Source organism: Pseudanabaena cinerea FACHB-1277, from assembly GCF_014696345.1.
Lineage (GTDB): Bacteria > Cyanobacteriota > Cyanobacteriia > Pseudanabaenales > Pseudanabaenaceae > Pseudanabaena > Pseudanabaena cinerea.
In genome coordinates this window covers 37,258-51,247 of sequence record NZ_JACJPY010000028.1, presented here as the reverse complement: position 1 = coordinate 51,247, position 13,990 = coordinate 37,258, and the positions used below count along the sequence as shown (strand labels likewise).

Below are 13,990 nucleotides of genomic sequence, written 5' to 3'. Positions count from 1 at the left end.
CTAGATAGGTCATACTTACTATGACTTGACCTATCTTTTTTATCTTAAATCCTCAAATCCCCATCTACTCATACTTCCCATATCTTTTGTCGCCCCGTCAGAGTAAATACTGTTTATGTTTTTCCCTTTCTTGATTTGACGGAGCTTTTACCGCCTCTTTCCAAGATTCGACATCTCTGATATTAAATGAAAGCATGGAACATCGTACTTTAGCGCCTCCTAGCCCTAGCCGTGCTGCCTTTTTCTCTTCCTGATATTTAACATTATTGAGAAATGCGATCACACTGATAGATACTAAAGAGATCGCGCCAATTGCCACAAACTTATTTATTTGCATTGCCTTTAGGTTTTTTTGAGACTAAAGCAATTGTAGCAACCAAGTAAGCCTTATACATCTATTGCTCAACAATGGTTTTGCCTCAAAACAAGGGCTTGTTGATAAAGCGATTTCGATTTTCTGCATTTTACTTTAATTTTAAAGGTTCTGTCCTTTAAGAAAAAGACGCATATTTGCTCGAATTATTTTTACCTTTATATGATTTTCACCTAATGCTTTTTCCATAATTTCTTGTGCTTTTAAATAAAGAAATTTTACTTCACTCCCATTCTTATTTTGTAATCGATAACATTCTGCCAAGTTATTGAGTCCAAGAGCAATATCAATATGGCATGATTCTAAATTTTGATACCAAATAGAAAGTGAACGAGAAAATAGAGTCTCTGCTTCTTTATATTTCTTTTGATCTTTATATAATTCAGCCAAATTATTAAGGATAGTTGCAATCCGCAAATCATCATCATAGAATTGGGTTCTTAAAATACGAAAGGCATTAAGAAATAGACTTTCTGCTTCGATAAATTTTTGTTGTATTCGATAAAGATTGGCAAGATTAGAAAGGTTTTCAGCAAATAGATAACTATCTTCTCCTAAGGTAATACGAATAATTTCTTGGGATTGTAATAAACACTCTTCAGCTTTTTTATACCTGCATTGCTCATAATAGCAATTTGCTAAACTATTCAAACTATAAGCAACATATTGATGATAGTTTCCCAGAACTTTTTTGAACACAGAAATTGCTTCTAGTGATCGAGTTTCTGCGTTGCCAAAATCACCTTGCAATGTGTCTATTTTAGCCATATTTTCTAGGATAGTTCCTACCGTAGGATGTTCTAATCCTAGGTAAGATTTAATATTTTCAAGACAGTTTTGATAAAAAAGCATTGCAGATGAATATAGGGATTGTCCTTCATAGAATCTTGCAATTCCAATAAAAGCCCAAATTAAATCTTCTTCAAGATTGGGAATATCATCGAGCATTTCACGGCTCAACATATCTAAATGCGGAATTGCGGGAGCTACTGCGGCAATCAGATCTCGCGTTGGTGATTGGGGTATTTGTTTGGCTTTGTTGAGCAAACTGGTAACAAAGGTTTCTCGAAATAGACGATTAGTATCCGAGTCTTGAGCGAGTTTCCATTGCAAAAACTCCCTAGTCAGCGAATGCATCGCAAATCTTGTGCGCTCTTGATCCACAGCCTTAATCAGATACAAATTATTAAGCTGCTTTCTCCCCTCCCGCAGATCCGCCACCTCGATTAAATCCGCCGCAATCTCCTCCACCAAACCCCAAGCAATGTCCGCAGGCGCAAACAACCCCAACAACATCGCCGCCTTCGCCGTACTCGCGCTCAACTCCTGCCAACTCAACTCAAACGCCGCGATCACACCTCGCCCCGCATTAATTTCTTCCGTTTCCTGCAAAGCCAACGACTCATCGGTGATCTTTAAGCGTTGTTGATAATCGCCCAGCGACAGATCCTCATCCAGTTGCAAATATCGCGCCGCCAACTCCACACCCAAGGGCAAATAACCCAAATCTTCACAAATTGCCTTTGCTGCGTCCTCCTCACGGTTCACCCGCGCCGCGCCCAAAAACTTCCTCAACAACTCCAACGCCTCATCCTCAGAAATCACATTCAAAGGAATATCCGCAAAATACGGACTCAACTTCCGCTTGCGGGTCGTCACCAAAATCTGAAAGCGATCCGCCAAGGGGCGCGCCTGTTGCGGAATACTCTTGAGATCGGTCACATCATCCAAAATCACCAACACCTTCCCCTCAGTCGGTGTCCAATTTTGCCAACACCATTCCGCTTGCGCCTCTACGGTTTGCGACTGCATCACCTCTGGCAAATCCAGATAGCGACTCGCGAAAGTCACCACCGCCTGCGCCAACCCCACCCCCCGCAACGAAAACCAATACCGCGCCGCATATTCCTGTCGATATTCCCAAGCATAGCGCCGCGCCAGTTCGCTTTTGCCCAATCCGCCCATGCCCTCCACCGCACAGACACTCACCCCCTGCCCTGTTTGCAACTTGGCATAAATATCTTTAAGCTCCTGCACCCGCCCCACAAAGTTCGGCGAAGCGACAGGTACATTGTCAGGAATGGGTTGCTTCTGGCGTGGCGCGTTAATCTCCTGCTTAATCTCAATGTGAGCATTGTCGCCAAAAGTCGAATCGCTAATCCCAGTTTGATTATATTGATCGCTCATTCCGACCGCTCCTCAAAACTTGGTATCATTGGCTGAATTTGTGCTAAGAGTCTAGGGATTTCCACATTTACAATATCCCACAAAATATCCAAATCGATGTTTTTATAATCATGGACTAGCCGATCGCGCATTCCCGCTATGTCTCCCCAAGGAATAAAGTCATACTGTTGACGAAACTCCTTTGATAAACGCTTCGTTGCTTCTCCCATAATGGCAACTACATACATGACTGCGGCGATCGATTTATCATCTTCTTCAAATTCTTCTTGAGTCAGACTTGCCACAAAAGCGATCGCTTGTTGTCCGTAATTGTAAATATCTAGAAGGGATTCAGGGTCTCTATTTTGCGACATAGATTAACCTCATTGAATTGAGAATGTTTTGCTTACGCAGCCAATTGCGATCGCGATCAATACTTCTTTGACTAACCAAATCCACCTCACGCCCCACAATTGCCGATAACTCCTTTTCCGCATCCAGCAAATTGCCAAAACTCCACGAAGCGATCGGCTCTAACCTATAAACAAAATCAACATCACTATCCTCACGAAAATCATTCCGCAAGATCGAGCCAAACACATATAATTCCTGAATTTGCCAACGCTGGCAAAATGCCTGAATCTGTTGCTTTGGTAAATTTAAGGAAAGCCCAAAGGCAAGCCCAAGCGCAGACGATTGAGGTATCAATGTATTCATAAGCATCAATTTATTTTCTGATTGATTGTAATTACTGCCTTACCCGCTACTTTGACATTCCTTGCTGCCACTTGCTCCGTATTCTGTTGGCGATCGCTCTGAGGCTTTTCTTGCCTAATTTCTCCCTCTAGCTCTCCTGCTTCAAAATACTCAAGAGCCACTTGTGTACTTTGGGGATTGTTTGCTGTATTGGTTAACTGCTCGATTTGTTTTTGCAAAGCCTCAACCTTAGCCGCTAGTTCTTGATTACTTGATAGTAGCGATCGCACCTCATCCAACAACTTCGCAACTTCAGGATCGGAGGCGATCGCCTCCACATCAATTACCGCTTGCTGATAATCGATCTCTTTACCTGTACCCCATTTCTTAGTATCAGGAGCTTTCTGTACTAGCACATACCATAATCTCTGAGCCAAGTTGCTGACAAAATCTACAGAATTTTCACCAACTTTAGCAATTGCACCATCACCGACCTTGCTCAATACCCCAGAGTCAACAATGATTTTGATCGCAGCCAGAATTGGAGTAATAACTTCCATAATTGCACCAATGATTTACCATTGCCTTGATTTTATCTTAGTTATTAGAAACTAAAGCGATCGCCTGATTGATAATCCTATCGAGATCGACCATAGCCGCTAATTGTGTAACCGTATAGCAACCACCAAAAGCCTCAGCCGCCACACCTGATAGAGCCACTCCATAAGCATCACTGATTGCTTCCTGCAACTCTTCCTTTAAGACGCTACCCAATGGCGTAATTTGCTTCATTGATTCTGCTCGAAAGTTTATGCTCTCAAGAACAAAAATTGCAATTTTATCTTATGGATTAAAGATCGCTGCCCCTTTTTGTGCAAGCATTACAGATTATTTATGCTAAAGCATCACTGCCGAAATTAAAGCGACAAGTGACTAACAGGAGTCTAAACCATATGCAATACAACCAACTTGGCAATAGTGAACTCTTAGTATCCGAGATCTGTCTAGGGACGATGACCTATGGACAGCAAAACTCGATCGCTGAGGCACATCAACAACTAGACTATGCGATCGCCCAAGGTATAAATTTTATTGATACGGCAGAAATGTATCCCGTGCCGCCCAATGCCCAAACCCAAGGCACGACAGAGCAGTATCTGGGTGAGTGGTTGGCGCAGCCCCACATCAAAGCCCAAAGAGACAAATTAATTATCGCCACCAAAATCATTGGCACGGGGCGCAATTATAAATGGTTGCGAGATGATGCGATCGCCGCCCTCAGTCGGAAGAATGTATTGCAAGCGGTTGAAGACAGCCTCAAGCGTCTGCAAATTGACTATATCGATCTCTATCAAATCCATTGGCCCGATCGCAATGTACCGATGTTTGGGCAGGTGGAGTTTAATCCTGCACAGGAGCGCGAAATGGTGAGTTTGCATGAGCAGTTAGAAACCTTTGCAGATTTGATCAAGGCGGGGAAAATTCGCTATGTCGGCGTTAGCAATGAGACAGCATGGGGCATTTGTGAATTTAGTCACCTTGCCAAAATCCATAATTTACCGCAAATTATCTCTATTCAAAATGCCTATAACCTCGTTAATCGCACCTTTGAAATTAACCTTGCGGAAGCTTGCTATCGCGAAAATGTGGGGTTACTGGCTTACAGCCCCCTTGCCTTTGGGCGCTTGTCGGGTAAATATTTGCAAACCACTCCCCCCAATAGCCGTATGGCGCTATTTCCTAATTTTGGACAGCGCTACTATAAAACGAATGTAAATTTGGCGATCGCTGATTATGTGGCGATCGCTCAGCAATATGCGCTATCACCCGTGCAACTTGCCCTCGCCTTTGTCCGCAGTCGTTGGTTTGTGTCTAGTACAATTATTGGCGCAACCCAAATGGAACAACTGCAAGAAAACATCGACAGCGCCAAGGTGCAGCTTAGCGCCGAAATTTTGACCGCCATTGAAGAAGTCCATTATCGCTATTTCAATCCTGCCCCTTAAAAACATTAGCAAAAGGGGCGATCGTTGGTAATTTTGCCTTGATCGCTCCTGTTGCCTATTAAACGGGTCAAAATTAATGTCGGGGGCATCGCTAGGTAAATTACTAACTCAAGCTGTCAACACTGCCAAGCGTGAAGTCAATCTGGGCGATCGCATTAGAGAAAATAGGGATTTGAGGGGATTCAAAGCAGCAAGAATCGATTCAAAAGTGGATAAACCATGTCTCTTTCCAGTATTAACAATAGAGCGAACCATCGCAAATAAATCTCGACCCCAATGGCGGGATGTGTCTTCTGGGAGCTATATAAGTCTGATACCCATACTTCGGGCTGGTGTTCTGCCACCACTTCTTTGAAGACATCACCACCTCTGGATGGACGGATGATATGAAAACAGACTTGGTCGTTTTGAAATACCCATTCCCACTCGTTTTTGCCATTTACTCTCGCACTTGTTTCATCACTGCATATCAGTCGAGCGCTTCTGACTCCTTTGAGGATATTCTCTACCTCATTCTCTAGTTGTCCTTGCACGCGCATCAGCAGGTTGGCGATCGCCCCTTCTGAAATCTCTAATCCGAACACTTCCGACATCATCTGCTGCATCATTCTGCACAACTTTTTACGGTGGCTTTGATGATTTGGTCTGGAGCTTCACTCAACGGACGAACTCCTCCTTCTCTCCCTATGCTACTAGTTCGCTGCTGGTCATTCCCTTTCTCTTCCACTTTTTGTTTGAGCTTTAAATCCTCGCGCTGGTGGTAGGCTGGAGTTTTTTGACGTTTTCTTTGGTTTCTTTTCTAGCGGTTTCTCTAACTTTTGTGTTTTTTCCCATAATTCCACTATCAAGGCTTCTTTCACTTCTTCTGTTAGCTCCTTGAGATTGGGAAGTTCTTTCATCCTGTCATTTTCCCACTTTTCGACCTTTTTTTCTTTGATTTTTCTAGGTTGAGCAATTACCATAGTTTTAGCCAACTGATGATTGAGGCATAGACTCAATTAAGGCTCTTAGCACTTTGTTCACAGCTTCAGGTGTCGTGAAACATAATATTAGCTTTATATTAGCTTTGATTTTCCAAGATTGCACCTAATGCTAACCCCATGTCATAAGGTAAGACATTAACACTAGAGCCAGTATCCAAAAGACCCGAAACATTTAAGGAATAATTAAAACAACTTCTGCAATCAATGTCCAAAGGTGGAAAGGTGTACTTAGCCTCTATCACCTTTGGGGTTAATAAATTCTTATTCCTAATCATAAAGAACTTGAAATTATTTCTTGGTAATGATTTCAAGCTTTTTATTAGTTGAGATTTTAAAAATCTCTATTAAGGAATTAGAGGAATTGTTTTACTGCGCGTAAACTGCTCATAGGCAGATTCTAAATTCAGAGGATAAATTGCCTTAAATTTGAAATCCTTATAAGCATCAGGAACCTTCGCAAACTTCTCCAATACCTGTTCTTTAGATAAGATCTGAGATTTCCATTCTAGGGCAGTGCGCTCTAGCCAACTAAAATAAGCCTGTTGTGCTTGTAGCCCCGTAACATCAGTCACATCACCATGTCCAGGCACAACTTTAGCCTCTGGATAGGTGGCAATGAGGCGATACAAACTACCTTGCCATTGACGGATATCGCTGTCGCCTGTGTAAGGAATGCGCTTGTTAAAAACCATATCGCCAGTGAATAGAATTTTAGCATCAGGCACATAGGCAACGAGATCAGTTCCTGCGGAATGACCATCAACACGCTCAATGCGTACTAAGCGATCGCCTAGCCAGAGATCGGTTTGGCTATTAATAATCACCGTCGGAGGTGTTACTCCAGCCGTATTATTCTTACCACTCTGGATATATTCTCGAATCACCCCCCGCCCCATAACGGGAATATCAAGCCTCGCAAAGGTAGCATTGCCACCAGTGTGATCAAAGTGATAATGGGTATTTAGTACATATTTGATAGGTTTATCGGTCAGGGATTTGACCACTGCAATCATCAAATTACCTAGTTCAGGGGTTTGAAAAGGATCAATCACCAATACGCCATCGCTGCCGATGATGAAGCCGCCGTTACAAATGGCAACGGTGGGGCTGGCGGGGGGGAAATCAGTGCTGGCAACCAGTGCATAGATGCCCTGTGCAACTTCTTGTAACTGGAGCCCTGCATTTTGCAAACTCACCGTGGTTAGGTTTGTTTCTACTGGCTTGCCTTGAGCCAAGGTGGGGCTTGCTTGAGGTTGGTTTTGCGCCTGTAGCAGTCCATTTCCCATCGTCAGCGCTGGAAATATAGCGATCGCAATGGTGGCGATCGCTGCCATGAGAGCTACCAGTAAATATTTAATCCTTAGCTTTTTCAGCATTTGTATTCTTGAGAGCTACGATTTTCAACTATAGTTTAGCGAGTTTATACCAAAATAAGAAATGACAAAAGAGTGGCAGCGCAAAGCACTGCCACTCTCTCTTTTTTGGGATTTTCAAATTTTTACAATTTAACTTCAATGTCAACACCTGCCGCCAAATCTAGCTTCATCAGCGCATCAATGGTTTTAGCAGAGGGTTGATAGATGTCGATAATCCGACTATGGGTGCGGGTTTCAAAATGCTCGCGGGAGTCCTTGTCAACGTGGGGAGATCTGAGGACGCAGTAAATACGACGACGAGTAGGGAGGGGGATGGGGCCGACGGCAGCCGCATTGGTCCGATTAGCAGTTTCGACGATTTTTTCGCAGGATGAGTCTAGCAGGCGATGATCGAAAGCTTTGAGACGAATCCGAATCTTTTGTTGTTGAGGTGCCACAGTCTTAGGAATATATTCGGGTAAATTTTTCAGCGTTTCTTATGTTAGCACTTGCATAATTTAAAATCAAATGAGATCAAATTATTGTGCCAGTTTTTAATCTAGCGATCGCCAGTTTTATTAGGAAACAAAGCCAAGAAGCGAGTAGGCTTACCACTCTTATCTTGGGCTTTGCTGATTTGTCCTAATACAAATTGGGAAGGTTTGACAGTTAGTTAAATTGGTGAGGGATTGGCAAGAAGTTCTTAAACTTCTTCCTCTTCGTCACCAGTAATGATTGCATCTTCATCAACTAATGCTTCTGCTTCTTCGGCAGAAATTTCGTACTCGATGTCTTCGATATCGCCATGACGACCTTCGTAAATGGCATCGGCAAGCTTACCGACGATTAGTTTGATGGAGCGAATTGCGTCATCATTGGCAGGAATGCCGATATCAACGCTGTCAGGATCGCAGTTGGTGTCTAGCAAAGAGACGATGGGAATACGCAGCTTTTGGCATTCTTGTACAGCGTTATATTCGCGCTTATGGTCAACCACAATTACGATATCAGGTGGCTTACGCATGAGCTTGATGCCGCCCAGATATTTGCGGAGCTTCTCCATTTCACGGCGCAGGGTGGATGCTTCTTTTTTAGGTAGGCGATCGAGTGCGCCGCTTTCGTCACGGCGTTCGAGATCCTTGAGGCGATCGACACGGGTTTTGATCGTTGTCCAGTTGGTGAGCATTCCACCGAGCCAGCGCTGGTTGATGAAGTAACTGCCACAACGAGAGGCTTCTTGAGCGATCAAGCCTGCGGCTTGGCGCTTTGTGCCAACAAATAATACTTTTTTGCCCTGTTCTGAAGCTTGACGCAAATAGGCGTAAGCCTCTTCGAGGTATTGGGCGGTTTGCACAAGATCAATGATATGAACGCCATTACGCTCGGTAAAGATGTATGGCTCCATTTTGGGATTCCAACGACGGGTTTGATGCCCGAAGTGAACTCCAGACTCTAGCAATTGGGCTAGGGTGACGACTCCCATTTAAGTTTTCTCCTTTGTTCGGGTTTATCCTTGCGCCTGAGATGGAATTTCGTAATTTTTAAAATTTTATGCTTGCAAGGCTTTGGCAAGATTTTAAAAACTAAAAAACACCCGAAACCTCAAGCGTGTGTTTTTTAACAGCTTGTCTAGGATAACCTATAATTGGAGTCTAGTTATATTAAATTTCCCAGTATTTATCCCAACATTTATTCCAGTATTTAAAAGTGTTTGCCCTATGACAGCGATCGCCCCTAGTTTACATATCTCATCGCCTCCAAATTCAAGCTCCATTGACTGGCAGGCGATCGCCTCTGAATTAGCCACGATTGTGGGCGATCGCTATGTGGTGCGTACCCGCGAAGAATTGCTTGCCTATGAATGCGATGGTTTAACTAGCTATAAACAACAGCCCGCCCTTGTGGTGTTGCCGCGCAGCACTGCTGAAGTGGCGGCAGTGGTTAAGGTCTGCGATCGCCACCAAATCCCCTTTGTCGCCCGTGGATCGGGGACAGGGCTATCGGGCGGCGCATTGCCCCTTGCCAACTCCATGCTGATCGTCACCTCACGCATGAATAAAATTCTAGAGGTGGATTTTGAAAATCAGCGTGTGGTCGTTCAACCAGGGGTGATTAATAATTGGGTGACACAGGCGGTTAGTGGTTCTGGCTTTTATTATGCTCCCGATCCTTCCAGTCAGGTGATCTGCTCCATCGGTGGTAATGTCGCTGAAAATTCTGGCGGGGTGCATTGCTTGAAATATGGCGTGACCACCAACCATGTTTTAGGTTTAAAAATTGTGCTTCCCAATGGCGAAGTGAAAGATATCGGCGGCAAGATCCCAGAGGCTCCTGGCTATGATCTTACGGGTGTGTTTGTGGGTTCTGAAGGAACCTTGGGCATTGCCACAGAAATTACTCTCAAAATTCTTAAATCCGCAGAATCTATTCAAGTTTTGCTTGCCGACTTTACCAATGTTGAAGCCGCAGGGGCAACGGTTTCCGATGTGATTGGTGCAGGATTGATCCCAGGCGGCATGGAAATCATGGACAATATGAGTATTAATGCTGTTGAAGATACGGTGGCGACTAATTGCTATCCCCGTGATGCGGCGGCAATTCTACTTATTGAAATTGATGGATTAGCCAGTGAGGTTGCCGAAAGTGCCAAACGGGTGGAGGCAATCTGTTATCAAAATGGGGCGCGAAATGTGGCGATCGCCACCGAACCCGAACAGAGGTTAAGACTTTGGAAAGGGCGTAAAGCTGCCTTTGCCGCAATGGGTCGCCTCAGTCCCGATTATTATGTACAGGATGGCGTAATTCCTCGCACTAAGCTCACCTATGTATTGCAGGAAATCGCGAAATTAAGCGAACAATATGGCTACCATGTTGCCAATGTGTTTCATGCGGGTGATGGCAATTTGCACCCACTTATTTTGTACAACAATGCCGAAGCTGGCGCTCTCGAAACCGTTGAGGAATTAGGCGGTGAGATTCTCAAACTCTGTGTCAGGGTGGGCGGCAGTATTTCGGGTGAGCATGGCATTGGCGCAGATAAGAAATGCTATATGCCAGAAATGTTTAGTGAAACGGATTTAGAAACCATGCGCTGGTTACGGGACACTTTTGACCCTAAGGGCATTGCCAACCCCACCAAAATCTTGCCAACCCCACGCACCTGTGGTGAGGGGGCAAAACCTAGTCATGATGCTAAATACAAACTAAGCGATCGCTTTTAATGATTTTGTTTTTAATGGTTAGGGTTCTGCGATTTAATAAGGAACCAAATTTTTAGTGGCGCGGCGAAGCCGCGCCACTAAAAATCGGTTCTTTATTTTCTTGTGTAGCCCTTATTTAGCATCGCTTTCATTTGTTGGGCAATGAGATGGGGCTGCTCGGCTTGCATGAGGGCGCGGACGATCGCCACCCGTTCTGCACCTGAGGCGATCGCCTCAACGAGATTCGTAGCATCAATGCCCCCGATCGCAAACCAAGGAATCTCCACATTTTTGGCAGCATACTGCACATAATCATGCCCAGATGCGGGTTTATTGGGCTTGGTGGGGGTGGCATAAACTGGTCCCACGCCGATATAGTCGACCTGATTTTGCAAGGCGATCGTCAATTCTTCGGGATTGGTGGTTGACTGCCCAATGATATATTGGTCAGCCCCATTGCCATTGGCATTCAGAATCTGGCGAACTACGCTTACGGGTAAGTCAGTTTGTCCCACATGGATACCATCTGCACCAACAGCGATCGCAATATCCACGCGGTCATTAACAATAAATAGCGCTCCATAGCGATGGCAAAGCTGGCAAAGGGCTTGGGCAATGACAAATCTTGGCTGATCATCGCCGTCCTTTTGGCGAAACTGCACAATATCAACCCCACCCTGTAAGGCTGATTCCACAACAGCAATGATATTATCCACAGGCATCGTCACTAAATATAGCTTTGCTGTTTGCAACTTGCGGCGGCGCACTTGCCCAAGATCAAGATTATGATCATGATCACGATTAGCAGCCGTATGGTTGATTAGCTCACTCTCTAGGCTATAGACCCCATAGCGCATTTGCTTCACCGCCGCCCCCATTTGCGGATCAATCACCTTGCTATATTCTTCCAAAACCCGTAGCGCTTCCTGTAGCCTTGCCATATTTGCCCTTAGTACAGCTTGGATGTCAGTACGCTGTAATTCTTGAGCATGATTAAGATCGGTGGCAGGATCATCGTCCGTATTACGGGCGCGGCGAAATTCTTCCCGATGCCACTGCCCTAATGTTTGCCGCATTTGCTTACAGCGATCGCAGAGATGCCGATTTTCTAGCCCAAACCGACACCATTCTTCGATGGTGCGAATCGCTTCACGGGCGCGATCAAGATTGGCATCAAGGATACGATAAATAATCTGTTCAGACATATCTTGTTATTTTCGTTTTAAGGATGCGATCCCCCCTGCCGCATCGAAAAGGAGGAGAACTTTCTGCTTCTCGCTTGCCAAGGAAGATTGAGGGGGATCTTTTCTAAAAGTCAATGTCGAAGGCGGGTTGAGCCAATAATTTGCCTAGCCCCAGTTCTTTAGCATCGATGAGTTTGATTTCATAATATGCCAATACATGGCGAGGAGCGGGTTTGCCCTTGGTTGCCCCCGTGACTCCCATTGCAATGATTACCGCAATATTGCCCTTGCAGTTTTTAGCCCGTTGCTTCCAACGTTTGAAATGATCGCCATTGACCGTGGGCTTGTCAAACTCACCAAACAAATGAATGTCGGCATTCCCCATAATCATTAGCCCAAGATGACATTGATTGCCAAAAAAGTCTTCCGCAGGATTGAAGCATAGTGACTTGATGCCGTCGAAGTCCTTGATTTTGTTGATGAGTTCCATTGCCTTGGGGCGCGACGTTTGAATTAATAGGGCTGGCACACCCTCACCCTTGCGATTAGCGATCACGGCGGGACTGCGATCGCCAATTTGTTGATAAATATTAGTATTCCTTAAAAATTCAACATTATCCCATGGCAAAGTCACCATATCAATGAAACTATTATCTGGGAAGATATCTTCGTGAATAATAGGTGAATCGTCATCGTCAAAATCAACCGCCCTTTCCGATAACTGATTTAACTCCGATGCGAGATCGGGCATGGTTTTGACCGATACCTCTATCTGCTCCTCCGCTTCATTGTCAAAATTGGGAGCATAGATACTATAGGTACTAGATATGGCACTAAACTTTTGGGAGATGCGTTTGCCATGTTGTTCCCAAAATTTATTAAAAGCTTCTAGGGCAACGGTTAGGGCGATCGCCTCCTCATCGTAGAGATAGGGACGACCACCTTCAAGGGGATGTAATGTGCCATAGATGGGTTTCATCTGGGGCTTAGCACTAGGCAAATTGAAGAACAGATTGCGGGGCGCAGCAAAAGGCTCATCATTGGCTTCGGGAGTTTCAAAGAGATTAAATAAACAATCTTGATGTAAAAAAGTCTCTTCCATTTCATCTTCAGAGCTACCCGCGATAATACGTTGGCGGAATTTGACTAAAGATGCCTCACTGCGGTAAAAAATCACTCCACGCTCTAGCCCCATTCTGCCCATGACGATCGCATAAAGCGTATCTAGATCCCAACGATCTAACTTAATCGCGATGACTTGATGATCCCATAGTCCTTCCCAAGGCTCATTTTGCCATAGTGCTTCCGATTGTCGATATAGGGTCGCTGCATATTTATCTGGCACTAGGGGCGGGTTAGCAGCAAAGCTTTCGAGAATGTGGGAAAAGATTTCATCGATAAGCGGTAGCCTTTCGACATACTCAACGGTAATGCCCAAGTCCTGTAAAACGCCACGCAGGTAAAATTGTAGTTCGCGATCGCATACCAGAATCTTTTGAGGGCGAGATGGTTGGGCTGGGCTTTGGGGATGTTCCATTGCCTGCAACAAAGCGCGGACAAAGGCTTCTTGCCCCACATTAGTTTCTACCACATCCATTGAGCGCACCATTCCCATTGAGCCATCGACCCACAAAATGCAATGGGGCGTGGACTCCTCTTCACGGTTATGGAGGGGAATGATATTAGAAGAGTCTGACTGATGGCGGATCTTCGCTGGCAAAGAACGGCGATCGCCCTCCCAAACAGCATTTGAATGTTTGAGCTTTTGAAGGCGGCGAAGGGTGGAAGGGTTTAGCGTGGTCATCGAAAGTATTCTCTAGATTAGCCACTCTTGGATAAATTGGCCAGAGTGCATTGATCGATTTAACTATGATATGGCGAGAATTAGCTATTTTATAGCTGTTTTCATTTTGCCGCGGGTAAAGTGAAAATTCAAAACCCTTGCTTTTAGAATAAACACGTAACCATCTAAAAAAACAGCAAAGTTTTCGCGGACAAGGCAAAGGGCTAGTCGTGAAGTGATTTCA

At 44.7% G+C, this 13,990-nt stretch carries 15 protein-coding genes; 2 read left to right on the top strand and 13 right to left on the bottom strand.

What is annotated here, in order from left to right; genetic code table 11:
* Window positions 1-97: 97 nt before the first annotated feature.
* From H6F44_RS10640 to H6F44_RS10615, 6 genes are all read right to left on the bottom strand, one after another.
* A complete protein-coding gene (locus H6F44_RS10640; protein ID WP_190350936.1) occupies window positions 98-337 on the bottom strand; it encodes a hypothetical protein in 240 nt (79 codons plus the stop codon).
* A gap of 138 nt (window positions 338-475) precedes the next feature.
* Complete coding sequence (locus H6F44_RS10635) at window positions 476-2,560, bottom strand: tetratricopeptide repeat protein (protein ID WP_190350935.1); 2,085 nt, start codon at window positions 2,558-2,560, stop codon at window positions 476-478.
* Window positions 2,557-2,913: a HepT-like ribonuclease domain-containing protein gene (locus tag H6F44_RS10630; RefSeq protein WP_190350934.1), complete on the bottom strand. Its 357-nt coding sequence runs from the start codon at window positions 2,911-2,913 to the stop codon at window positions 2,557-2,559. Before H6F44_RS10630 ends, H6F44_RS10635 begins: the two co-directional genes overlap by 4 nt.
* Entirely contained in the window at window positions 2,900-3,256 is a 357-nt protein-coding gene (locus H6F44_RS10625) for a nucleotidyltransferase family protein (RefSeq protein ID WP_190350933.1), read from the bottom strand. Before H6F44_RS10625 ends, H6F44_RS10630 begins: the two co-directional genes overlap by 14 nt.
* A 5-nt stretch (window positions 3,257-3,261) precedes the next feature.
* Window positions 3,262-3,795 carry a hypothetical protein gene (locus H6F44_RS10620; protein WP_190350932.1) on the bottom strand — a complete coding sequence of 178 codons (534 nt, stop codon included), beginning with the start codon at window positions 3,793-3,795 and terminating at the stop codon, window positions 3,262-3,264.
* A gap of 37 nt (window positions 3,796-3,832) precedes the next feature.
* The gene (locus tag H6F44_RS10615) at window positions 3,833-4,027 is read right to left on the bottom strand and encodes a hypothetical protein (RefSeq protein WP_190350931.1); all 195 of its coding nucleotides are present in this window, start codon (window positions 4,025-4,027) and stop codon (window positions 3,833-3,835) included.
* 161 nt (window positions 4,028-4,188) lie between these two features.
* On the opposite strand from H6F44_RS10615, the gene H6F44_RS10610 reads away from it, so the two are divergent.
* Entirely contained in the window at window positions 4,189-5,241 is a 1,053-nt protein-coding gene (locus H6F44_RS10610; RefSeq protein ID WP_190350930.1) for an NADP(H)-dependent aldo-keto reductase, read from the top strand.
* A gap of 182 nt (window positions 5,242-5,423) precedes the next feature.
* On the opposite strand, the gene H6F44_RS10605 is transcribed toward H6F44_RS10610, so the two are convergent.
* The 5 genes from H6F44_RS10605 to rpsB all read right to left on the bottom strand — a co-directional run bounded on the left by H6F44_RS10605 (window position 5,424) and on the right by rpsB (window position 9,062).
* Window positions 5,424-5,834 (bottom strand): IS66 family transposase, encoded by a 411-nt coding sequence (locus tag H6F44_RS10605; protein ID WP_190350929.1) that lies wholly within the window; start codon window positions 5,832-5,834, stop codon window positions 5,424-5,426.
* Window positions 5,835-5,948: 114 nt separating this feature from the next.
* On the bottom strand, window positions 5,949-6,203 hold the full coding sequence (locus tag H6F44_RS10600; RefSeq protein WP_190350928.1) for a hypothetical protein: 255 nt from the start codon (window positions 6,201-6,203) through the stop codon (window positions 5,949-5,951).
* Between the two features lie 365 nt (window positions 6,204-6,568).
* Window positions 6,569-7,600 (bottom strand): MBL fold metallo-hydrolase, encoded by a 1,032-nt coding sequence (locus tag H6F44_RS10595; RefSeq protein ID WP_190350927.1) that lies wholly within the window; start codon window positions 7,598-7,600, stop codon window positions 6,569-6,571.
* A gap of 122 nt (window positions 7,601-7,722) precedes the next feature.
* Window positions 7,723-8,037 (bottom strand): 30S ribosomal protein S10, encoded by a 315-nt coding sequence (rpsJ, locus tag H6F44_RS10590; RefSeq protein WP_009625825.1) that lies wholly within the window; start codon window positions 8,035-8,037, stop codon window positions 7,723-7,725.
* 245 nt (window positions 8,038-8,282) lie between these two features.
* A complete protein-coding gene (rpsB, locus tag H6F44_RS10585; protein ID WP_190350926.1) occupies window positions 8,283-9,062 on the bottom strand; it encodes a 30S ribosomal protein S2 in 780 nt (259 codons plus the stop codon).
* A gap of 235 nt (window positions 9,063-9,297) precedes the next feature.
* Here rpsB and glcD point away from each other — a divergent pair, with 235 nt between their 5' ends.
* A complete protein-coding gene (glcD, locus tag H6F44_RS10580; protein ID WP_190350925.1) occupies window positions 9,298-10,800 on the top strand; it encodes a glycolate oxidase subunit GlcD in 1,503 nt (500 codons plus the stop codon).
* Between the two features lie 92 nt (window positions 10,801-10,892).
* Here the strand turns inward: glcD and H6F44_RS10575 are convergent, their stop codons facing one another.
* Window positions 10,893-11,984: a thiamine phosphate synthase gene (locus H6F44_RS10575; RefSeq protein ID WP_190350924.1), complete on the bottom strand. Its 1,092-nt coding sequence runs from the start codon at window positions 11,982-11,984 to the stop codon at window positions 10,893-10,895.
* A gap of 103 nt (window positions 11,985-12,087) precedes the next feature.
* Window positions 12,088-13,767, bottom strand: coding sequence for a DUF6930 domain-containing protein (locus tag H6F44_RS10570; RefSeq protein ID WP_190350923.1), 1,680 nt, complete (start codon window positions 13,765-13,767; stop codon window positions 12,088-12,090).
* Window positions 13,768-13,990 lie beyond the last annotated feature (223 nt).

Coding starts and splice junctions, on each gene's coding strand:
- glcD (WP_190350925.1), top strand. CDS start 9,298: ATGACAGCGATCGCCCCTAGTTTACATATCTCATCGCCTCCAAATTCA.
- H6F44_RS10570 (WP_190350923.1), bottom strand. CDS start 13,767: ATGACCACGCTAAACCCTTCCACCCTTCGCCGCCTTCAAAAGCTCAAA.
- H6F44_RS10610 (WP_190350930.1), top strand. CDS start 4,189: ATGCAATACAACCAACTTGGCAATAGTGAACTCTTAGTATCCGAGATC.
- H6F44_RS10605 (WP_190350929.1), bottom strand. CDS start 5,834: ATGTCGGAAGTGTTCGGATTAGAGATTTCAGAAGGGGCGATCGCCAAC.
- H6F44_RS10600 (WP_190350928.1), bottom strand. CDS start 6,203: ATGGTAATTGCTCAACCTAGAAAAATCAAAGAAAAAAAGGTCGAAAAG.
- rpsB (WP_190350926.1), bottom strand. CDS start 9,062: ATGGGAGTCGTCACCCTAGCCCAATTGCTAGAGTCTGGAGTTCACTTC.
- H6F44_RS10635 (WP_190350935.1), bottom strand. CDS start 2,560: ATGAGCGATCAATATAATCAAACTGGGATTAGCGATTCGACTTTTGGC.
- H6F44_RS10625 (WP_190350933.1), bottom strand. CDS start 3,256: ATGAATACATTGATACCTCAATCGTCTGCGCTTGGGCTTGCCTTTGGG.
- H6F44_RS10595 (WP_190350927.1), bottom strand. CDS start 7,600: ATGCTGAAAAAGCTAAGGATTAAATATTTACTGGTAGCTCTCATGGCA.
- H6F44_RS10620 (WP_190350932.1), bottom strand. CDS start 3,795: ATGGAAGTTATTACTCCAATTCTGGCTGCGATCAAAATCATTGTTGAC.
- H6F44_RS10640 (WP_190350936.1), bottom strand. CDS start 337: ATGCAAATAAATAAGTTTGTGGCAATTGGCGCGATCTCTTTAGTATCT.
- H6F44_RS10615 (WP_190350931.1), bottom strand. CDS start 4,027: ATGAAGCAAATTACGCCATTGGGTAGCGTCTTAAAGGAAGAGTTGCAG.
- H6F44_RS10575 (WP_190350924.1), bottom strand. CDS start 11,984: ATGTCTGAACAGATTATTTATCGTATCCTTGATGCCAATCTTGATCGC.
- H6F44_RS10630 (WP_190350934.1), bottom strand. CDS start 2,913: ATGTCGCAAAATAGAGACCCTGAATCCCTTCTAGATATTTACAATTAC.